At 70.4% G+C, this 20,452-nt stretch carries 19 protein-coding genes; 9 read left to right on the plus strand and 10 right to left on the minus strand.

The annotated features are described in order from the left end of the window. Positions 1-439: 439 nt before the first annotated feature. Positions 440-811 (plus strand): hypothetical protein, encoded by a 372-nt coding sequence (locus ASD23_RS01355; protein ID WP_056005258.1) that lies wholly within the window; start codon positions 440-442, stop codon positions 809-811. Between the two features lie 109 nt (positions 812-920). Beyond that, on the plus strand, positions 921-1,796 hold the full coding sequence (locus ASD23_RS01360) for a CPBP family intramembrane glutamic endopeptidase (protein ID WP_056005261.1): 876 nt from the start codon (positions 921-923) through the stop codon (positions 1,794-1,796). 12 nt (positions 1,797-1,808) lie between these two features. Here the strand turns inward: ASD23_RS01360 and ASD23_RS01365 are convergent, their stop codons facing one another. From ASD23_RS01365 to ASD23_RS01375, 3 genes are read right to left on the minus strand one after another with little or no spacing between them, the layout of a single operon-like run. Continuing rightward, on the minus strand, positions 1,809-2,606 hold the full coding sequence (locus ASD23_RS01365) for an SDR family NAD(P)-dependent oxidoreductase (protein ID WP_199470601.1): 798 nt from the start codon (positions 2,604-2,606) through the stop codon (positions 1,809-1,811). Continuing rightward, entirely contained in the window at positions 2,603-3,037 is a 435-nt protein-coding gene (locus tag ASD23_RS01370) for an SRPBCC family protein (RefSeq protein WP_056005264.1), read from the minus strand. Before ASD23_RS01370 ends, ASD23_RS01365 begins: the two co-directional genes overlap by 4 nt. After that, a complete protein-coding gene (locus ASD23_RS01375) occupies positions 3,034-3,426 on the minus strand; it encodes an ArsR/SmtB family transcription factor (RefSeq protein WP_056005267.1) in 393 nt (130 codons plus the stop codon). Before ASD23_RS01375 ends, ASD23_RS01370 begins: the two co-directional genes overlap by 4 nt. A gap of 130 nt (positions 3,427-3,556) precedes the next feature. On the opposite strand from ASD23_RS01375, the gene ASD23_RS01380 reads away from it, so the two are divergent. Next, complete coding sequence (locus ASD23_RS01380) at positions 3,557-4,057, plus strand: GNAT family N-acetyltransferase (RefSeq protein WP_056005270.1); 501 nt, start codon at positions 3,557-3,559, stop codon at positions 4,055-4,057. Positions 4,058-4,137: 80 nt separating this feature from the next. Continuing rightward, positions 4,138-4,713 carry a GNAT family N-acetyltransferase gene (locus tag ASD23_RS01385; protein WP_056005272.1) on the plus strand — a complete coding sequence of 192 codons (576 nt, stop codon included), beginning with the start codon at positions 4,138-4,140 and terminating at the stop codon, positions 4,711-4,713. Here ASD23_RS01385 and ASD23_RS01390 read toward each other — a convergent pair. Further along, the gene (locus tag ASD23_RS01390) at positions 4,691-7,300 is read right to left on the minus strand and encodes an MMPL family transporter (RefSeq protein WP_082571085.1); all 2,610 of its coding nucleotides are present in this window, start codon (positions 7,298-7,300) and stop codon (positions 4,691-4,693) included. The genes ASD23_RS01385 and ASD23_RS01390 overlap by 23 nt on opposite strands. A gap of 122 nt (positions 7,301-7,422) precedes the next feature. On the opposite strand from ASD23_RS01390, the gene ASD23_RS01395 reads away from it, so the two are divergent. Genes ASD23_RS01395 through ASD23_RS01405 form a run of 3 tightly spaced genes read left to right on the plus strand, consistent with a single transcriptional unit; the run spans position 7,423 to position 10,512 of the window. Beyond that, entirely contained in the window at positions 7,423-7,980 is a 558-nt protein-coding gene (locus ASD23_RS01395; protein WP_056005275.1) for a TetR/AcrR family transcriptional regulator, read from the plus strand. A gap of 46 nt (positions 7,981-8,026) precedes the next feature. Further along, positions 8,027-9,382 (plus strand): FAD-binding oxidoreductase, encoded by a 1,356-nt coding sequence (locus ASD23_RS01400; protein ID WP_056005278.1) that lies wholly within the window; start codon positions 8,027-8,029, stop codon positions 9,380-9,382. Positions 9,383-9,414: 32 nt separating this feature from the next. Beyond that, a complete protein-coding gene (locus ASD23_RS01405) occupies positions 9,415-10,512 on the plus strand; it encodes a DNA glycosylase AlkZ-like family protein (RefSeq protein WP_056005282.1) in 1,098 nt (365 codons plus the stop codon). A gap of 4 nt (positions 10,513-10,516) precedes the next feature. Here ASD23_RS01405 and ASD23_RS01410 read toward each other — a convergent pair whose 3' ends face one another. The 6 genes from ASD23_RS01410 to ASD23_RS01435 all read right to left on the minus strand — a co-directional run bounded on the left by ASD23_RS01410 (position 10,517) and on the right by ASD23_RS01435 (position 18,989). Next, entirely contained in the window at positions 10,517-11,995 is a 1,479-nt protein-coding gene (locus tag ASD23_RS01410) for a sulfatase family protein (protein WP_056005285.1), read from the minus strand. A 117-nt stretch (positions 11,996-12,112) separates the two neighbouring features. Beyond that, positions 12,113-13,126, minus strand: coding sequence for an aliphatic sulfonate ABC transporter substrate-binding protein (locus ASD23_RS01415; protein WP_056005287.1), 1,014 nt, complete (start codon positions 13,124-13,126; stop codon positions 12,113-12,115). A 60-nt stretch (positions 13,127-13,186) separates the two neighbouring features. After that, positions 13,187-13,972: an ABC transporter ATP-binding protein gene (locus tag ASD23_RS01420; protein ID WP_056005290.1), complete on the minus strand. Its 786-nt coding sequence runs from the start codon at positions 13,970-13,972 to the stop codon at positions 13,187-13,189. After that, positions 13,969-14,784, minus strand: coding sequence for an ABC transporter permease (locus ASD23_RS01425; protein ID WP_056005293.1), 816 nt, complete (start codon positions 14,782-14,784; stop codon positions 13,969-13,971). The genes ASD23_RS01420 and ASD23_RS01425 overlap by 4 nt, the downstream gene beginning before the upstream one ends. Positions 14,785-14,856: 72 nt before the next feature. After that, a complete protein-coding gene (locus tag ASD23_RS01430) occupies positions 14,857-16,050 on the minus strand; it encodes an ROK family transcriptional regulator (RefSeq protein WP_199470602.1) in 1,194 nt (397 codons plus the stop codon). A gap of 200 nt (positions 16,051-16,250) precedes the next feature. After that, positions 16,251-18,989, minus strand: coding sequence for a family 20 glycosylhydrolase (locus tag ASD23_RS01435; RefSeq protein WP_056005296.1), 2,739 nt, complete (start codon positions 18,987-18,989; stop codon positions 16,251-16,253). A 122-nt stretch (positions 18,990-19,111) separates the two neighbouring features. Here ASD23_RS01435 and ASD23_RS01440 point away from each other — a divergent pair, with 122 nt between their 5' ends. Together ASD23_RS01440 and ASD23_RS01445 are read left to right on the plus strand one after the other, a co-directional pair. Beyond that, complete coding sequence (locus ASD23_RS01440) at positions 19,112-19,408, plus strand: Dabb family protein (RefSeq protein WP_056005299.1); 297 nt, start codon at positions 19,112-19,114, stop codon at positions 19,406-19,408. Between the two features lie 68 nt (positions 19,409-19,476). Beyond that, complete coding sequence (locus ASD23_RS01445; protein ID WP_056005302.1) at positions 19,477-20,409, plus strand: hypothetical protein; 933 nt, start codon at positions 19,477-19,479, stop codon at positions 20,407-20,409. The last annotated feature ends 43 nt before the right edge of the window (positions 20,410-20,452 follow it).

The following is a 20,452-nucleotide window of genomic DNA, read 5'->3' on the forward strand; positions in this document are numbered from 1 at the left end:
GGCGGCGAATCCGGACAGGTCTCCGAAGGCGACCAGGTCGACACCGTCCTCGACTCCGGCGCCAACGCCGTCGGCCTCGTCGACCAGGAACTGCTCGCCGCCGCNCGAATCCGGACAGGTCTCCGAAGGCGACCAGGTCGACACCGTCCTCGACTCCGGCGCCAACGCCGTCGGCCTCGTCGACCAGGAACTGCTCGCCGCCGCTTGGAACTCCGGCGACATCGCCACCGAAGGCCAATGGACCGCCACCGCCAACCTCTTCCTCCGCACCCCCGCAACCGTCGCCGCCGGCGACTACACCGCCAACCTCACCCTCTCCCTCTTCGAGTAGAACGAGGAACGACGCGACGTCGGCCGCCCATCGGCCGACCGCGAGCACAGGGGCCCGGTGCACTCGCACCGGGCCCTTGGCCGTCACCTCGCCCGGTAGGCTCACGGCATGCTCGCCGCCGTCGCGCTCTGCGCGATCCTCGCCGCCCTCGCCGTCTTCCAACTCGCACTCGCCCTCGGCGCCCCACTCGGCAGGTTCGCGTGGGGCGGGCAGCACCGCGTGCTCCCGACACGGCTGCGCATCGGCAGCGCGGTCTCGATCGTGATCTACGCGGTCATCGCGGTGCTCGCGCTCGATCGAGCAGGCGCCGTCGACGTCGTCTCCGACGTGGTCTCGACCGTCGGCATGTGGGTCGTGTTCGCGTACTTCGTGCTCGGCATCCCGATGAACGCAATCTCGCGCAGTACCGCCGAGCGGTACACGATGACGCCGATCGTCGCCGTGCTCGCCGTTTTGAGCCTCGTCATCGCCATCGGTTAGTGCGACGCGCAGTGTCGACACGGCGTCGCTGCGTTTCCCGAGCACGGCTCGGCGATACCGTTGACGAGCGCGCAGACTCCGCGCCTCGCCCCCCTTGAGATGAGGCACCATGACCGACCACGTTTCCGAATCCCGCTGGCAGTCGTTCTGGAACCGCGGCGGCTGGTGGAAGGCGTTCGGCCTCGCCGCCGTGTACCTGGCCCTCTACCTCGGCACCGGATGGGTCGTCGACACGCTCGGCCGTGATGCGATCGACTTCGAGAACCTGTTCGGCGACGCACTGAGCGTCTTCCTCGCGGTCGGCATGCCGGTGATCGTCGGCTCGATCATCCTGCTCGCCTTCGCATGGTCGCTCGGCTGGATCCCGAAGCCCCTCTTCACCAAGCAGCCCGTGCGTGGCAGTTGGTGGATGTGGATCGCGCCGGTGCTCGTGCTCATCCCGGTGCTGCTCCGGCTCTTCGGCACCGACTACAGCCAGTACACCGGCGGTGTCATCGCCGTCACCTTCCTCGTCGGCATCTTCGTCGGCGTCTCCGAAGAGCTGCTCACCCGCGGTCTCGCCGTGACGCTGCTGCGCAAGCACGGGTACAACGAGTGGGTCGTCGCCGTGCTCTCGTCGCTGATCTTCGCAATGCTGCACTCGAGCAACGTGCTCTCCGGCCAGCCGATCGTCACGGTGCTGGTGACCATGGGCTACACCTTCGTGTTCGGCATCATGATGTACCTGACCTTGCGCGTCACGGGCAACCTGATCTGGCCGATCCTCCTGCACGCGATCACCGACCCGACGACGTTCCTCGCCACCGGCGGTATCGACGTCGCCGCCGCCGGCGCCCAGAACCCGCTCCTCGCCTTCGTGACCCCCGCGACGCTCTTGATGGCGGTCTTCGCCCTCATCGCGCTCATCTTCATCCGCGGCCGTGCCGACGCCGGTGTTCCGGGTCTCGTCGCGGCCCACAGTGCCGACACCGCCCCGAAGGGCTGACGCGGACCAGACTCAGTCGACGAGCGCCCCGGCCGTGAGGTTCGAGATCACGCCGGTCATCGAGCGCGCGCGATCGGATGCCGCGAACGCGAGGTACTCCGCGACCTCGGCGAGCGACGGCAGCCGGCCGAGCAGGGTCGTGCCGGCGAGGCCCGCGAGCCACTCGTCGCGACCGATGCCGCCCGCCGCCGCGATGCGGCCGAACATCTCCCCCGTGTACGAGGTGTCGTATGCATCGGCCATCGCGTGCGGTCGCACGCAGACGACCCGAACGCCGCCGGGGCCGAGCTCGCCGGCGAGCGCCCGAGAGAAGCCCTCGAGCCCCGCGCTCTGCGCGGCATTTCCGATGAGGCCAGTGCCCGAGAGCCGCGCGCCGGGCGTCGAGATCGTGAGGATCACGCCGCCGCCCTGCGCGAGCATGGGCCGGGAGACGGCCTTGGCCGTCACGAAGTTCGTCTGCAGGTACCCGGTGACGGGGTGCAGGTAGTCGGCGAGGGAGGTGTCCGCGATCGGCAGTCCCTGCACGTGGTCGAAGCCGACGGCGTTCAGGGCGATGTCGATGCGCCCCGCGGCATCCGTCACCTCGTCGACGTGCCGGTCGACCGCCGCCTGGTCCATCGCGTCGACGACCGCGATGTCGACGGATGCCCCGAGCTCGCGCGCCTCGGCCGCCGCGGCTTCGAGCCGTGGCAGGCTCCGCCCGGCGAGGAACAGCCTCGCTCCTTCGCGCGCGAACACCCGCGCCGTCGCGGCGCCGATGGACCCGCCGCCGCCGTGGATCACGGCCACCTTGTCTTCGAGCAGCATCATGAATCTCCGTTCCCTGCGAGTGTTCGGGCGAACCGGTCGATGATCTCGGTCCAGCCCTCGGTGTGCCGGCGCACGGCCTCGGCGTCGGGCAGGCGCTCGTGGCGCACCTCGACCACCGTGGCGTCGCCGTCGGGCGTGAAGGTGACGCGCACGAGCGAGTCGACCTGGTGCGTGGCGATCGAGCGCCACGTGAACTCGAGCGTGTGCGGCCGGTCGATCACGGTGTAGGCGCCGGCGTGCACGAAGGAGCCGCTCGGGTCGTTCATCGTGATCGCGAAGGCGCCACCGACCCGGCGGTCGGCGACCACGCTCGACGGCGCGCTGCCGTCGCGGCGCATCCAGACGGCGAGGCTCTCGGGGTCGAGCCAGGCGTCGAAGAGCCGTTCGGCGGATGCCGCGATGCGCCGACTCACCGTCACGGTCGCGGTCATCGTGCTGCTCCGCTCGGGGCGTCGTCGGGCGAGCTCGGCGGCGCCGCGGCATCCGCTCGGCCGTCGCCGGCCTCGCCCGCGAGCACGAAGGCCTCGAGCGCGGCGAGGCGCTGCTCCCAGAACTCGCGGTACTGCGTCATCCACGCGACCGCGTCGCCGAGCGCCTCGGCTCGGAGCGAGAGCACGTGGTCGCGACCGCGAACGTGCCGCTGCACGAGCTGGGCGCGCTCGAGCACCTTGATGTGCTTGCTCGTCGAGTTCAGCGAGATCGGGAACTCGCGCGCGAGTTCGGTGACGCGCGCGTCGGAGACCCGGAGCCGGTCGAGGATCGCACGACGCGTCGGATCGGCGACGGCGCTGAGCACGGAGTCGAGTTGATATTCACCCATGTGGGTGAATATATGCCCCTCGCACCTGTGCGTCAAGGCACGAGCGCCGCGTCGACGCCGTGCAGGCCCCGGTGCCGACCTCACGGGCCGCCGTCTTGCCACGTCCATGAACCGATGCGAGAGTGAATCGATGCCCTACGAACCGATGCCCTTCGAGCTGCGCACCGAACGACTGGCCCTCCGGCTCTGGGAGGAATCGGATGCCGCAGGCTACCGCTTCCTCGTCGGCGAACGCGGCGACGCGATGCCGACCTTCGAGGAGGCGACGGAGGAGATCCGTGGTGCACGCGACAGCGCCCCGGCCCGCGGCATCCACCTCCTGACGCTCCGGCGCCATGACGAGGGCGACTTCCTCGGCTACTGCGGGCTCGTCATCGGGCGCTCGACCCTCGACGAGCCCGAACTCGCGTACGAGTTGCTGCAGGGCGCGCACGGCAACGGCTACGCCACCGAGGCGGCGACCGCCGTGGTCGCTGCGGCGCGCGAGACGGGCAGGTCGCGACTCTGGTCGACCGTGCGCGCGTGGAACACGCCGTCGTTCCGCGTGCTCGACAAGCTCGGCTTCCGCCGCGACCACTTGACCGCCGATGAGAAGGGCGAGATCGTCTGGAGCGTGCTCGAACTGCGCTGACGGCGCAGTGCGCGTCGGCGGTTCGCGGGTGACGGGCGTCGCCGGCTCCGGATGTCGGCGGGCGGTGGCAGTCTGACGTCATGGCCATCGAGGTACGCCCCGCGACCGAGTTCGACGACGTGGCGGCGGTCGTCGGGCCGAAGAACCCCACGTCGAACGTGTGCTTCTGCCTGAGCTACCGACTGCTCTCGTCGAAAGAGAACGTCGAGCTCCGCGGGCCCGAGCGGGCCGATCGGGTGCGCGAGCTCTGCACGCTCGACCCGCCGCCCGGCGTGCTCGCCTACGACGGCGACGAGTCCGTCGGCTGGGCGGCCGTGCATCCGCGTGCCGACACGAGCTTCGCGAAGAACCGCAAGATCCCCCACGTCGACGACCTCGACGTGTGGTCGGTGTGGTGCATCCGCGTGCGGCCCGGGCATCGCAAGAGCGGCATCAGCCACCACCTGCTCGCGGGCGCGGTCGAGTTCGCCCGGTCGCACGGCGCACCCGCGATCGAGGGCTACCCCGTCGACAATCGCGGCGAGAAGGTCGACCTGACCATGGCCTACGTCGGCACGCGCGCGTTGTTCGAGCGGGCCGGATTCACGAAGGCGGCCGACACGGAGTCGGTGGTCGGCGGTTTCCCGCGAGTGCTCATGCGCCTCGATCTGCGCTGAGCTCGGCCGCGCCGCCGGCCTCCACGTCGCCGTTCGAGGCATCCGTCGCCGACTCGCCGGCCGCCGGCGCGCCGTGCACCGGGTGGCTCCGCTCGAGCGCGGCGCCCTCGACGTCGACATCGGGCAGCAGCCGGTCGAGCCACTTCGGCAGCCACCACGCGGCCGGCCCGAGCAGGTGCATGATCGCGGGCGTCAGCAGCATGCGCACGATGAACGCGTCGAACAGCACGCCGATCGCGAGGCCGAAGCCGAGCGGCCGCACCATCGTCAGGTGCGAGAACACGAAGCCGCCGAAGACGGCCGCCATGATGATCGCCGCAGCCGTGACCACGGCGCGGCCGCCGCGGAGCCCCGCAACCACCGCGAGCCGCGCCGGAGTGCCGTGCACATAGGCCTCGCGCATGCCCGAGACGAGGAACAGCTGGTAGTCCATCGCCAGGCCGAAGAGCACGCCCATGACGATGATGGGCGCGAAGTTCAGCACGGGCCCGGGGTTGTGCACCCCGAAGACCTCGCCGAACCAGCCCCACTGGAAGATCGCCACCGTCGCGCCGAACGCCGCGAACAGCGAGAGCACGAAGCCGGCGGTCGCGATGAGCGGTACGAGGATCGAGCGGAACACGAGGATCAGGATGACGAGCGAGAGTCCCACGACGACCGCGAGGTAGAGCGGGAGCACTCCGGCGAGCTTCGCCGAGATGTCGATGTTGCCGCTCGCCCCGCCTGCGACGCCGAGCTCGACGCCGTCGAGTCCCGCAGCGGATGCCGCGTCGCCGCCGATCGGCGACTGGCCGCGCAGCTCGTGCACGAGGGCCTCCGTCGTCTCGCTCGACGGCCCGTCGCTCGGCACCACCTGGAAGGCGAAGAAGTCGCGCTCGTCGGAGACGCCCACCGGAGCCACGGCGACGACGTCATCGACGCCCATGAGCCACTCGGCGAGATCGGCCTGCGTCGCCACGACCTCGTCCTCCGCGACCGCGTCGGGCAGCGTCGCGGTCACCAGCAGCGGGCCGTTCTGACCGGCGCCGAAGGCATCGGAGACGGCGGTGTACGCCTGGTACGTCGTGGCATCCGGCGATTCGGATGCCCCGTCGGGCAGGCCGAGCCGCATCGAGAGCGCCGGGAGGGCGATGACGAGGAGCACCACGATCGACACGACCGCCGTGACGATGGCCCGCCACGTCGGCATCGCCACGAGCTTCGGCGCCGCGTGCACCTCGTGGCCGATCTCGGCACGGGCGCGCTTCGAGAGCACGCGCGTGCCGATCAGGCCGAGCAGAGCCGGCGTGAGCGTGACGGCGATGAGCACGGCGACGAGCACGCAGACGGCGCCGACGGTGCCCATGATGCCGAGGAACGGGATGCCCGTGACGTTCAGGGCGAGGAGCGCGACCAGCACGGTGGAGCCGGCGAAGACGACGGCGTTGCCCGCGGTGCCGTTCGCGAGCTGGATGGACTCGTGCAGCTCCATGCCGGCGAGCACCTGGCGCCGGTGCCGGTTGATGATGAAGAGGGCGTAGTCGATGCCCACGGCGAGGCCGAGCATGACGCCCAGCACGGGGGTGACCGACGACATGTCGACGACACCCGAGAAGGCGAGCGAACCGGCGACGCCGATGCCGACGCCGATGAACGAGGAGATGATCGGCAGGGTGGCCGGCAGGAGCGCGCGGAACACGATGATGAGCACGAGGGCGGCGATGAGCACGCCGACGATCTCGCCGATGCCGATGAGCCCGTCGATCGATGCGGCGATCTCCGAGGAGTAGTCGACGTTCACGCCCTCGATGTCGGCGCCGTCGAGCTCGCCGGCGACCTCGGCCTTCAGCTCGCTCGACAGCGAGAAGAGGTCGTCCTCGAACATGACGGCGCCGATGGCGGTGGTCTCGTCCTCCGACACCGTGCGGATCTCGGCGGCGGCGTCCATGAGACGCTCGCCGTCGTCGAGTTCGGCGGCCGACTCGTCGAGTTCGGCTCGGCCGTCGTCGAGCTGCGCCTGCTGGGCGTCGAGCTCTGCGGTGCCCGCGTCGAGCTGAGCCTGCTGCGCGTCGAACTGGGCGGCGGCCTGGTCGTAGACGCCGGCGGCCTTCGCCTGCTCGACCGCGGCGTCGAGCTGCGCCTGGCCGGCCTCGAGCTGGGTGCGAGCGGCATCGAGCTGCGCTTGGCCCGCCTCGAGTTCGGCACGGCCCGCCTCGATCTGCGCGGCGCCGTCGGCGAGCTGGGCGGCCTGGTCGGAGCGGTCGGATGCCGCGACGAAGGGATCCACGACGCTCGAGACGCCGTCGATCTCAGCGATGTCGGCGAGGAGCGCCGAGATCTCCTCCTGCTGCGCCTCGCTCAGCGCCTCGCCGTCGTCGGTCTGGAAGACGACGGTGCCGGTGGCGCCGCCGAGCCCACCGAGGCGGGCGTCGAGCTGCTCGGTGACGCGCTCGGTCTCGGTGCCCGGGATCGACATGCTCTGCGTGAGCGTGCCGCCGAAGGCGAGGAAGGCGCCGCCGGCGAGGGCGAGCACGCCGAGCCATCCGATGAGGACGAGCCATGCTCGTCGTACGGAGAATCGACCGATGCGGTACAGGAGTTCAGCCATTGAGCCGAGGCGCCCTTCATGAAGTGTCGGAAGTCGGCGCTTCATCGAGCCCTCTCGAGAATAACCGACATCTGTCGGAGATCTTGCCGCTTCGGGACATCCGGAACTGGCAGAATCCCCCTATGGACGTCAGGGTGGAGCGAACGCGGCGACGCCTGCAGGACGCCCTCCTCGAGCTCGCCCGCGAACGGCCGCTCGATGAGATCACCGTCGCCGAGATCACCGTGCGCGCGGGCGTCAATCGCAGCAGCTTCTACCAGCACTACTCCGACAAGGAGACGCTGCTCGCCGACGCCCTCGATGCGGCCGCGGAGGCGGCAGCCAGGATGCTGCCGGATCACTACGAACCGCCGAGCGGTCCGCCGCAGGCGCTCGTCGTCTTCCTGCAGCACGTCGACGAGCACGCCGAGCTCTACCGCTCCGTCTTCGGGCCGACGGGGTCGGCCGCCGTGCTCACCCGGCTCCGCGCCCGCATCGACGCGATCGTGCGCGCCGGTTTCGTCTCCGCGGCCGCCGAGGCCTACGACGGGCTGCCGGTCGACATCATCGCCGCCGGCATCACCGGCTCCGCACTCGGCGTCGTGGAGGCGTGGCTCATGCGCGATCCGCGCCCGTCGGTTGAGGTCGGCGCCGGCTGGGTCTGGCGTGCGCTGCTCGGACCGGGGCCCGACTGGGCGTGACGCCGTCGGCGGTCTCCGCTAGGTTGACCCCGACGAAAGGAATGCGATGACCTCCGCATCCGAGCTCCTCTCCCTGCGCGCCGAACTGACCGGCACGCTCCTGCTCCCAGACGACGCCGAGTACGACGCCGCCCGCAAGCCGTGGAACCTGAGCGTCGACCAACGGCCCGCCGCGATCGCCGAGCCCGCCGACATCGCCGACGTGCAGGCGATCCTCCGCGCCGCGACCGCGGCCGGGCTCGGCGTGACCGTGCAGCCCAACGGCCACGGTGCGAACGGCGACCTGCGCGGCACCGTGCTCATCCGGCCCACCCGATTCGACTCGGTGGTCGTCGACACGCAGGCGAGGGTGCTGCGCGCCGGCGCCGGCGTGAACTGGGGCCGGGCGCTCGAGCACCTCGACGGCACCGGTCTCGTCGCGCTCGCGGGCTCGAACCCCGAGGTCAACGTCGTCGCGCTCGCGATCGCGGGCGGCCACTCGATGTTCAGCCGCCGGTACGGCATCACGGCCCGCTCGATCATCTCCGTCGAACTCGTCGACGCGGCTGGCGTCGTGCATCGCGTGAGCGACGCCGACGACGCCGAACTGATCTGGGCGCTACGCGGCGGCGGCGGCCTCTTCGGCATCGTCACCGAGGTCGAACTCGCGCTGTACCCTGGCGACGCGATGTTCGGGGGCGGCCTGACGTTCCCGTCCGAGGCGGCCGAGCGCGTCATCACCGCGGCGCTCGAGCTCGCTCGCGATGAGCCCGAGCTCGGCATCGACGTCGGCATGATGCGCTTCCCCGACGCACCGCAGCTGCCGCCGCACCTGCGCGGCCGCACCGTCGCGACGGTGAACCTCGTGCACGTCGGCGACGAGGCCACCGGGCGAGCGTTCGCCGATCGCATCACCTCGGTCGCCGAGCCGATCGCCGACGCCCTCACGACCTTCACGATCGGCGGGCTCGCCGCCGTCGCGGCCGAACCGGTCGATCCCATGCCGTCGGCCGAGTTCGGCGCCGCGCTCACCGACCTCAACGCCCCGTTCGCACGCGAGTTCATCGACGCGTTCCTGCGCGGAGCCGACCGCGGGCTCATGCGGTGCAGCATCCGCATCCTCGGCGGAGCGATCTCCGACGAGCTCGGCGCCGACCGAGCGGCCGTCGGCGCGACGCAGGCCGACGGCCTCATGAGTTCGGGAGTGCTGCTCTTCGACCCGACGATCGACGTCGGCGCCGCGTTCGCACCGCTCCGCGAACTCGTCGCGAGGCATCCGGGCGGCAACCCCCTGCCGACGTTCCTCAGCTCCGGGGCGACGCTCGCCGACGCCTTCGACCGAGACGTGCTCGACCGCCTCGCCGCCGTCAAGCGGCGTGTCGACCCGGGCGGGGTCATCCGCAGCAACCGCCCGTTGGGCTGATGCCGGTCGGCATCCGCCTGGAGAACGCCCGCATGGAACCGCATCGCCTCGATCGCGCCGAGGCGCGACGCATCGCGATTCGCGCGCAGTTGCTCGACGCTCCTCGACCGACCGGGCTGTTCGACGTCGTACGGCAGCTGACCCTGCTGCAGGTCGACCCGACCGCGGCGATCGCCCCGAATGCCGACCTCGTGGCGTGGAGCCGCCTCGGCGGCGCCTACCGGCCGGGCGACCTCGTGCGCGCCCTCGAACAGGAGCGCACGCTCTTCGAGGTCGACGCGCTCATCCGCCCGATCGAAGACCTCGAGCTGCTCCGTGCCGACATGGCCGCCTGGCCGGTGTGGCAACGGTCGCGCAACTGGCTCGAGCAGAACGAGTCGTTCCGCCGCGACATCCTGAGCCGGCTCGCCGACTCCCCCGAACCGCTGCTCTCCCGGGACATCCCCGACACGAGTGCGGTGGCATGGCAGTCGAGCGGATGGACCCACAATGAGAACGTCGGCAGGATGCTCGAGCTCCTCGCGCTGCGCGGTGAGGTCGCGATCGCGGCCAGGCGCGGGCGTGAGCGGCTCTGGACGCCGGCCGACCGGGTCTATCCCGCCGAGCTGCTCGCAGCCCCCGTGATCCCGGCCGACGAAGCACTGCGACGACGCAACGAGCGCCGCCTGACGGCGCTCGGCATCGCTCGCGAGAAGTCGACGAAGATGCCGCTCGAACCCGTCGACGTCGGCCTCGCCGGCGAGCCGGCGATCGTCGAGGGCGTGCCCGGCGTCTGGCGGGTCGACCCCGCTGCACTCGGCCGGCCGTTCACCGGTCGCACCGCCCTGCTCTCGCCGTTCGACCGGCTGACCTACGACCGCGTGCGCGCGCAGCAGCTCTTCGACTTCGAGTACGTGCTCGAGATGTACAAGCCGGCCGCGGCACGCCGCTGGGGCTACTTCGCCCTGCCGATCCTCCACGGCGACCGGCTCGTCGGCAAGCTCGACGCGAAGGCCGACCGCAAGGCGGGCACGCTCACGGTGCACGCGGTGCATGAGGACGTGCCGTTCAGCCGCGACATCCGCCGCGCCGTCGACGACGAGATCGCGAGCCTCGCCGAATGGCTCGCGGTCGAGGTGGTCAAGACCTGACCGATCAGCCGGCGACGAGCCGCTCGGGCCGGGGCATCGCCGGTTCCGGGGAGGCGAGCCCCGCCGGTCGAGGCTGCGACGGATGCGGCGAGTCGAGCAGCTCGGCCTGCAGCTGCCAGAGCGTGACCTTCAGCTCCTCGCGGAGCTCCGCGTATCCCGGGTCGAAGTACACGTTGTTCAGCTCTTCGGGATCCGCCGCGAGGTCGTAGAGCTCCCACTCCGGCGGATAGCGGTGGGATGAGGCGCCGGGCAGGCCGAGACCGTCGTTGTAGAAGTAGATGAGCTTGTACCGGTCGGTGCGCACGCCGTAGTGGGCGAAGGCGTGGTGGTTGACGTCGTCGTTCTCGAAGTACCGGTAGTACATCGCGGGTCGGGTCGGGCGCTCGGGCTCGACGGTCAGTTGCGGCCAGAAGCTCGTGCCTTGCATGCGCGGGTGCGGCTCGAGTCCGACGCCGTCGAGGATCGTCTGCGCGAAGTCGACGTTCGTGATGATCTGCTCGAGCGGCTCATCGCGATGCCGGATCCGCGACGGGCAGCTGATCAGCAGCGGCATCCGGAGGGATTCGTCGTACATGAAGCGCTTGTCGAACCATCCGTGGTCGCCGAGGAAGAACCCCTGGTCGGAGGTGTACATCGTGAGGGTGTCGTCGAACTGGCCACGATCGCGGAGCCAGTCGATGACGCGGCCGACGTTGTCGTCGACGGATGCCACGCAGGCGAGGTAGTCCTCCATGTACCGCTGGTACTTCCAGAGCGCGGCCTGCTCGTAGTCGAGTCCTTCGGGCGGGGCCTCCTTCAGGTCGGTGAGCGTGAGGTGGTCGGCGATGCGCATGGCGGCGCGATGCGCGGCCGACGAGCGCGTGCGGTAGTCGTCGCCGAACGTCGAGGGCACCGGGATCGGCTCCGAGTACATGCCCGTGTGCTTCTCGTCGGGCTCCCACGGCCGGTGCGGCGCCTTGTGGTGGATGAGCAGGCACCACGGCTCGTCGCCCTCGAGCGATTCGAGCCACTCCAGCGAGAGATCGGTGATGACATCCGTGGCGTAGCCCTCGACGATCCGCACGCCGTCTTCGGTGAGGATCTGCGGGTCGAAGTACTCCCCCTGGTCGCGCAGCACCGCCCAGTGGTCGAACCCCTGCGGGTCGTGCCCCGGGCCCTCGCCCATGTGCCACTTGCCGACGATCCCGGTGCGGTAGCCCGACTCCCGCAGTTGCGAGACGAACGTCGGCTGGCTCGCGTCGATCGGCGTCTCGAGGGTCGTGACTCCGTTGACGTGGCTGTAGGTGCCGGTGAGGATCGACGCCCGGCTCGGCGTGCAGAGCGCGTTCGTGCAGAAGCAGTTGTCGACGCGCACGCCGGCCTCGGCGATCTCGTCGATCCGCGGCGTGCGGTTGACGACGGAGCCGTATGCGCCGATGGCATGCGCTGCGTGGTCGTCGGTCAGGATCAGCAGGATGTTCGGGCGGCGTTCGGTGGAACTCATGGATCTCATTCGTCTCGTGCGTGCAGGGTCGGCCGGGCATCCGCTGCTCGTGGGCCGTCGCGCGGCGGAGCTGGGGCTCCGCCGCGCGACGGGCGCGGATCCCGGCTGCAGGTCTCCCTACTCGCCGGCCTCCACGAACTGCTCGCCGAGGTAGTACTCGGTGGGATCGGTCGGTTCGGTGAGCTTGCCCGCGGTCGTGAAGTAGTCGTTCAGGGCGGTCAGCCAGGTCACCACCGTGCCGTCCTCGGTCAGGGCGTCGACCTCGGCCGCGGTCATGTACTTCGCGTTCTCGGCCTCGACCTCGAGTGCCGCGGCATCGATCTTCAGCATCTTCGACGTGAGCCCGATCACCTCGTCGAGGTTCTCGACCCGGTAGTCCATCGCCTCGCGGAGCACGGCGAGCACCTTCGTCGTCGCCTCGGGGTTCTCCTCGACGAACGAGGGGCTCGCGACGAACGCGCTCGGGAACGCGACGTCGTCGATGAAGTCCTCGTTCTCGGCGAGGATCTCGAGATCGGGCACCTGCTCCTGGATCGTGTCGATGAGCGGATACCAGATGCCGGCGGCGTCGACCTGCTTCGACGAGAACGCGGCGACGATGGTCGCGGGGTCCATGGCGACCTTCTCGACGTCGTCGATGGTCATGCCGGCCGAGCGCAGCGCCATGGTGAGGATCATGTCGCCGGACGTGCCCTCGGGCACCGCGACCTTCTTGCCCTTCAGGTCCTCGATCGAGGTGATCCCAGCCTGCGCGATGACGCGGTCGGCGTTGCCGAGGCTGTTGATCGCCGCGACCTTCGCCTGCCCGGATGCCGGGAGCCACATCGCGCCCGGGCCGATGTAGCCGAAGTCGAGGTCGTTGGTGCCGAGCGCCTGGATCTGGAGCGGGCCGTTCGTGAAGACGGGCGTCTCGACCTCGATGCCGTGCTTCTCCCAGAGGCCCTGGTCGTCGGCGATCGCGAGCAGGCTCGCGCCGTTGAAGTCGGCGATGTAGCCGAAGCGCACATGCTCGAGTGCTTCGGGAGCGTCGGCGGAGCCGCCTGAGGCGCTGGTCGCGCAGCCGGCGAGCGCGAACGCGACGACGGCAGCAGCGGCGGCGAGGATGCCGCGCTTGCGGAGTGAGTGGGTCATGGATCTTCCTTGGTGTCGTGCTGTCGGTCGACAGCGGTCGGGGGCCGTGCGGGTGGGGCGTTACGGGTTCTGGTGGTACACCGCGTTCCAGACGCGGTTGCGGAGCGCCGCGAACTCGGGGCTCAGTCGCATCTCCTCCGTGCGCGGGTACGGCAGGTCGACGTCGACGATCTCGAAGATCCGTCCGGGGCGGGCGGCCATCACGACGACGCGGTTGGCGAGATACACGGCCTCGTCGACGTCGTGCGTGATGAAGACGACGGTGCGCTTGTCGCGGCTCCAGGTGTCGAGCAGCTGCTCCTGCAGCTTCACCCTCGTGAGGGCGTCGAGCGCACCGAACGGCTCGTCCATCAGCAGGATGCTCGGGTTCACCGCATAGGCGCGGGCGATCGCGCACCGCTGCTTCATGCCGCCCGACAGCATCTTGGGCAGCGCGTCGGCGAACTGGCCGAGCCCGACCATGTCGATGAAGTGCTCGGCCTTCTCGCGGCGGTCCTTCGCGCTGAGCCCGGCGGTCTTGAGCCCGAACTCGACGTTCTTGCGCACCGTGAGCCACGGGAACAGCGCGTACTGCTGGAAGATCACGCCGCGCTCGGGACCGGGGCCGGTGACGGCGTCGCCGTCGACCAGCGCCTCCCCCGAGCTCGGCATGTCGAGGCCCGCGAGGATGTTCATGAGCGTGGACTTGCCGCATCCCGACGGCCCCACGACGGTGACGAACTCGTTGTCGGCGACATCGAGCGACACGTCGCCGAGTGCGACGAACTCCTCGCCCTTCAGGTCGAACGTCTTGCGCACGTGACGCACCGAGATGCGGGCGTCGGCGAGCTGCGTGGTTGCGGTCATCGGCGTTCCTGCCATCCCGTGAGCTTGTGTTCGGCGAAGAGCAGCACCCGGTCCATCAGGAGGCCGAGGATGCCGATCGTGATGAGGCCGACGAAGATCGTCGGCAGGTCGTAGTAGAGCTGCGCGTTCTGCATCCGGTAGCCGAGGCCCGCCTGGGCGGCGATGAGCTCGGCGGCGACGAGCGTCGCCCAGGCCGCTCCGAGTCCCACGCGCATGCCGACGAGGATGAAGGGCACGGATGCCGGTACGACGACCCTGAGGAAGATGCCGGCGTCCTTCGTGCCGAGCACCCGTGCGGCGTTGATCAGCGTGCGATCCATGTTCACCACGCCCTGGAAGGTCGAGATCACGCAGGCGAAGAAGGCCGCGAGGAAGATGACGAAGATCTTCGGCTCCTCGCCGATGCCGAGCAGCACCAGCGCGAGCGGGATCATCGCGAGCGGCGGGATGGTGCGGAAGAACTGCACCCACGGCTCGATGAGGCCGCGCGCCCAGGCGTACCAGCCCATGAGGAAGCCGACGGGGATCGCGACGAGGGTGCCGAGCGCGAAGCCGATGAGCACGCGGGTGAGGCTCGCGGCGGTGTCGGAGAGCAGGGTGCCGTCGACGAGCAGCTCCCAGCCGCGCACCGCGACCTCTGCGGGAGACGGCAGCCGCAGCCCGGAGGCGGACAGCGCCCACCACAGCAGGATGCCGATGGCGACACTCACGAGGTTCAGGACGAGCATTCGGCGACGCGGCGACCTCCCCTTCTGGGGCGTCGAGCGCTGCGCGGCGGTCTGCCGCACGGTGGCGTCGGTCACAGCGACCATGCGCGACCTCCTCGGTTCAGGGGGGACATCAGCTGTTGCTCCTTCGCAATGGGGTGGTCGCGGGCGCGACGTTCACGCCGACCGGTAGCCGGCCAGCAGGGGGGAATTCTGGAAGATGGCGATGATCGCGCCGATCGCGCCGCCCTCGTCGCCGAGCGCGGCGGTGCGGATCGTCGGCGAGTACTCGCCGACGGGCAGCAGCTCGTAGGCGGTCGTCGCCGCAGCCTGCTCGAGGATCACGTCGGACACGTGCGCCACCTCGCCGCCGATGACGATCTCCGACGGGTTCAGGGCGACCGCGAGCGAACCGAGCACGCGGCCCACCGCCTCACCGGCGTCGCGCAGTACTCCGACGACGAGGGGATCGCCCTTGCCCGCGGCATCCCCGAGTTCGGCGAGTGAGGCGACGGGCGCACCCGCCTCGGTGCAGCGCCGCAGGATCGCGCCGATGGAGGCGACGGTCTCGAGGCAGCCGCGCTTGCCGCAGCGGCAGAGCTCGCCGGTGCCGCCGAGGCTGATGTGGCCGAACTCGCCGGCCAGCCCCGATGCGCCCGTGACGAGCCGGCCGCCGACGACGAGACCGCCGCCGATGCCGTCGGAGAGTCGCAGGTAGAGCAGGTGATCCGCCCCGGCCGCGGTGTCCCAGGTCGCCTCGGCGAGGCCGGCGAGACGCGTGTTGTTGTCGAGGAGCACCGGCGCGTCGAAGCGATCCGCGAACGCCGTGCGCATGAACACCGCGCCGGCACGGCGCGCCTCGGCGACGGGCTCCGACGGCTCGTGCGGCACTCGCGGCGAGAACGGTCCGGGGAATCCGATGCCGACGCCGAGGACGCCCTCGAAGTGCAGCCCGCGCTCGGCGCCCATGCGGTCGACGAGATCGAAGGCGGCGGCGATGCGATCGGCCCATGAGGCGGATGCGTCGTAGCCGACGGCGTCGGAGGCGATCAGGTCGTGCGCGGCGTTCGCGACGACGATCCGCACCCGCCGTCGGCCGAAGTCGACGCCGAGGTATTGGCCGGCCGCAGGGTCGAGCGTGAGCTTCTCGGCGGGCCGGCCGCGGCCGAGGCGCCGCGTCTCGTCGGCCGAGACCGAGATCACGCCGCGCTCGAGGAGCTGCGACGTGATCTCCGAGAGGGTCGTGCGCGAGAGGCCGATGCGCGTGGCGAGCTCGCCGCGCGTCATCGCGCCGTGCTCGCGCAGCACCTGGAGGACCCGGTCTTCATGGGTCCGTCTGACGAGTGCGTGCACTCCGCTGGGCAAGGTCACAACGGAGACGCTACGAGGGCCGATTTTTTCCGTCAACACACCGACATAATTCGGTTCGAAATCCGCCGGAGCGCGGATGAAGGCGTCTCACGCGATGGGCCGAACGAAGCCGACGACGAAGGGCACTTGGTCGACGACCAAGTGCCCTTCGTTCAGGGGTCGACCGGCAGAACCGATCGCCCGCTCAGCGGATCACGCCGTCACCCGCACGACCGCGCCTCGTACGGCAACTGCGAGGTGGTGGAGACGGGAACGCCGTCGATCACGGCGGTCGCCTCGATCGACACCTCGCCGGCCGGCGATTCGGGCAAGCGGGTCGAGAAGGCGTGGAACGCGTTCTTGCCGGCCGCCACGGTCTCGAAGGCCTTCGTACCGTACGGCGACGTGAACGTCACCGCGAGCGACACCTCTTCGCCGTTCGTCGCCCTGACCGAGAGCACGGCCTTCGACGCGACGCACCTGCTGGTCACGACGGTGTCGAGGTCGAGGCCGGCATCGACCACGGTCACCGAGACCTCGCCCGCCAGGACCGGCTCGCCGCCTCCGACGGTCACCTCGAGCCGGCCGACGTGCACTCCCGCCGTCTCGAAGCCGCGACTCGAGGTACCCGCGTAGGCCGAGTTCATCGTCATCGCGGCGATGTCGGTCACGGCCGTGCCGGCCAGTGCGACCGGCTGGCGCTGCCCGTCGTCCCACACGAGTTCGGCTGCGACATCCGCTGCCGCCGTATCGGGCGCGATCACGTGCCATCCGATGTCGACCGTCGACCCGACGGCCGCCTCCCCGCCGCCCGCGACGGTGGGGGCGGCATCGACCCGCCAGTCGACCGTCGGGGTCGGGAAGAAGTTGACGCCCTGTGCGGTCATGCGCGGGCCCAGCTGTCCGACCCGGTCGATGAACTCCGCGAGCACCTTGCCGTCCTGCGGGGTCCAGCCCGCCTCGGCCGTCGCCAGGAGGCGGGGGAAGGTGTAGAACTGCGCCTGGTCGACGCCGCGGATGAACTCGCCCCAGAACGCCGCCTCGACGCCGAGGATCGACTCCTCGGCGACGCCCGGGATCTGGGTCGCCGGGTTCCAGTTGTACGCGTTCTCGAGCGTGCACGGCCCGCCGCACGCCCACGTGCCGCCGAGCGGCTGGCGGGAGTCCTGCTTCTGCGGCATGTACGTCTTGTTCGCGGGCGACAGGATCACCTTCGCACCGCGGGTGTCCACCGCGTCGCGCGTGGACGCCCCATTGCCGGTCCAGAGCTGCACGACCGCGGCATCCTGCGGCAGGTTCGTGCTCGCGTACTCGTTCCAGCCCACGACGGTCTTGCCGAGGTCGGCGACCGTCGCGGTCGCGAAGTCGACCATCTCGACGTAGTCCTCGTGCGAGGTGGTGTGCGCCTCGTCGCCGCCGATGTGCAGGTACTCGCCCGGCGTGAGCTCGGCGACCTGGCGCAGCACCTCGGTGATGAAGGTGTACGTGTGCTCGTTGTCCGCATCGAGCGTCGAGATGCCGACCTGGCCGGTGCCCTGGTGCGGGGCGGTGGTCTCACCGGGCAGCGGCTTCGGGTTCGAGCCCGCCGAGTTCAGTTGGGGAATCGCGTGCAGGGCGGCGTTCGTGTGGCCGGGCAGGTCGATCTCGGGGATCACGGTCATGCCGTTCTCGCCCGCGTACTCGACGATCTCGCGGTAGTCGTCCTTCGTGTAAAAGCCGGTGTGTCCGAGCTCGGTGCCCATGAGGGTGCCCGTCGGGCTGTACGTCATCGCGGTCGCGCCGCTGATCGTGGTGAGGGCGTCGTAGTCGATGCCCGAGGGGTTCTCCGCCGGGACGTCCATCGCGATGCGCCAGCCCTGGTCGTCGGTCAGGTGCAGGTGCAGGCGGTTGAGCTTGAGCGGTGCCGCGCTGTCGATCAGTCGCTTGACCTCGTCGACGGTGTAGAAGCTGCGCGCCGTGTCGACCATGAGACCCCGGTGCTCGAAGCGCGGGTAGTCGCTGATCGCCACGAACGGCACCGACCACTCGATGTCGGTGACCCGATCGGACTCGACCCATGCCGGCAGCAACTGACGCAGCGTCTGCACCCCGTTCAGCGCCCCGGCCGGGGTGTCGGCGGCGAGCTCGATGCCGGCTGCGGTCACGTCGAGGGTGTAGCCCTCGGCCTCGTGCCCGGCCGGCGCGTTGCCGGGAGCGACCGAGATCTCGATCGCACGCTCGCCGGCTTCGCCTGGTGCCGCGATCGGCAGCGCGAGTCCGGTACTCGGCCGCATCAGTTCGGCGAGGTACTCGGCCGCGTCGAGAGCGTCACCGGATGCCTCGATCCCGATGTCGTCGGCGAGCACGAACGCACCCTCGGCGCGCTCGAGCGAGACGGGCGCCGGCACGAGGGGCAGTTGCGGCTGGGGCTCGGGCAGCGGCTGGTCGTAGACGCGGAACTCCGAGATCGAGTACCCCCACGTCGACCAGCGCGTCACGCCCTGCATGCGCACGAAGCCGACGGGCTCGTCGACGTCGATGCTGATCTCGTCGATGCGCGGGCAGGTGGCCTGCGCGCTGCGCTCGGCCTCGGTCGTCCATGACACGCCGTCGACCGAGGTCTGGATGCGATACGAGCGCGCACACGCGTTCGGCCAGTCGATCACGACGGTTGCGACGTCGGCTGGCTCGGCGAGTTCGAGTTGCAGCCAGCTCGCGTCGACGTACTTCGAGGACCATCGCGTCGAGATGTCGCCGTCGTTGACCTGCGTGGGCGCGAATCGCGCTTCGTCGAGCTCGGTCGACGACGCCGTTGCGACAGCCTCGAGGGCGAGGTTCGCCGGCATCGCGGCGAGCGCGGTGGAGCCGGTCGTCGGGGTGGCGGCCGATGTCGGCTCGGTGGCCGAGGCGGCGACCGGCACCGCCGCGAACGCGACGGCGGCCACCGTCACGGCAGCGGCGAGACGGAATCTGGTTGGCATGGAACACTCCTCGTCGAGGCTTCTGGCACGTGCTGCCCAACGCTAGGGAGGGGTATTTTTTCCGTCAACACTCCGTCGGTATTCGGCCGTCACCGACCTCTGCACGGCCCTACAGTGAGGTCATGATCCGTCACACCGTCGCCTTCCGCCTGCGCCACGACTCCGGCTCCGCCGACGAACGCTCGTTCCTCTCCGAAGCCGAGTCGCTCGCCGCGATCCCCGGGGTCGAGCGCTTCGAACAACTCCGTCAGGTGAGCTCGAAGAACGGGTTCTCGTACGGCTTCTCGATGGAGTTCGCCGACCAGGCCGCCTACGACGCCTACAACGTGCACCCCGTGCACGTCGCGTTCGTGCGCGACCGCTGGGTGCCCGAGGTCGAGGACTTCCTCGAGCTCGACTACGTGCCGCTCGACGCCTGAGTCGCCGCGCTGCGAGCGGAGACACGCCGCCACTGGCGACCGCGCCCGAAGTCCGCGAACATGGGCGAATGGATGTCACCGAATGGCTGCTCGACTCCGATCCGGCGATCCGCTGGCAGGTCATGCGCGACCTGCTCGACGCGCCGCCGGGCGACACCGCCGGCGAGCGCGCCCGCATCGCGACCGGGGGCTGGGGCGCGAGCCTGCTGGCCCTGCAGGCCGAGGACGGCTACTGGGGAGGCCAGGAGTACGGCATCGACGGCGATCGCCGCAGCGTCATGTGGACCCTGCACCTGCTGCGTCGCCTCGGCATCGACCCGGATGCCCCGGAGACCCGTTCCGCGATCGCCCGGGTCCGCGACGGCGTCGTCTGGCGGGAGTGGGGAGACCTGCCGTTCTTCCACGGAGAGGTCGAGGAGTGCGTGAACGGCGGGGTGCTCGCGCTCGCCGCGTACTTCGGTGAACTCGGTGCCGGCAGCGACCGCATCATCGAGCGACTGCTGGCGGAGCAGCTCCCCGACGGCGGCTGGAACTGCGAGCCCGTCGAGGAGTCGCAGCGCTCCTCGTTCGACTCGACCCTGTGCGTGATCGAGGGGCTCGCCGCCTACGAGCGCTCGGTGCCGGGCGCACCGCCCGAGATCGCGGCATCCCGTCGTCTCGGTGAGGAGTACCTGCTCGAACGCGGCCTGTTCCGACGGCGGTCGACCGGCGAGATCGTGCTCCCCCGCTACGCGAACCTCAAGTTCCCGCCGTACTGGACCTACGACGTGCTGCGCGCGCTCGACTACTTCCGCTCGGCCCATGACCGGCCCGACCCGCGCGTCGCCGACGCCGTCGAACTCGTGGTCGCGCAGCGGGGCGACGACGGCCGCTGGCTCGCCGGGACCCCATGGAACGGCCAGGTCTTCTTCGCCGTGGACGCGCCCGAGAGCGAGCCGAGCCGGTGGAACACGTTGCGCGCCCTGCGAGTGCTGCGCTGGTTCGACGGGCGCTCGGTGTAGCGGGACCGGGCGAAGTCGAGGCGGGCGTGGCCGGAGCGACACC

It is taken from the genome of Agromyces sp. Root1464 (genome assembly GCF_001427265.1).
Lineage (GTDB): Bacteria > Actinomycetota > Actinomycetes > Actinomycetales > Microbacteriaceae > Agromyces > Agromyces fucosus.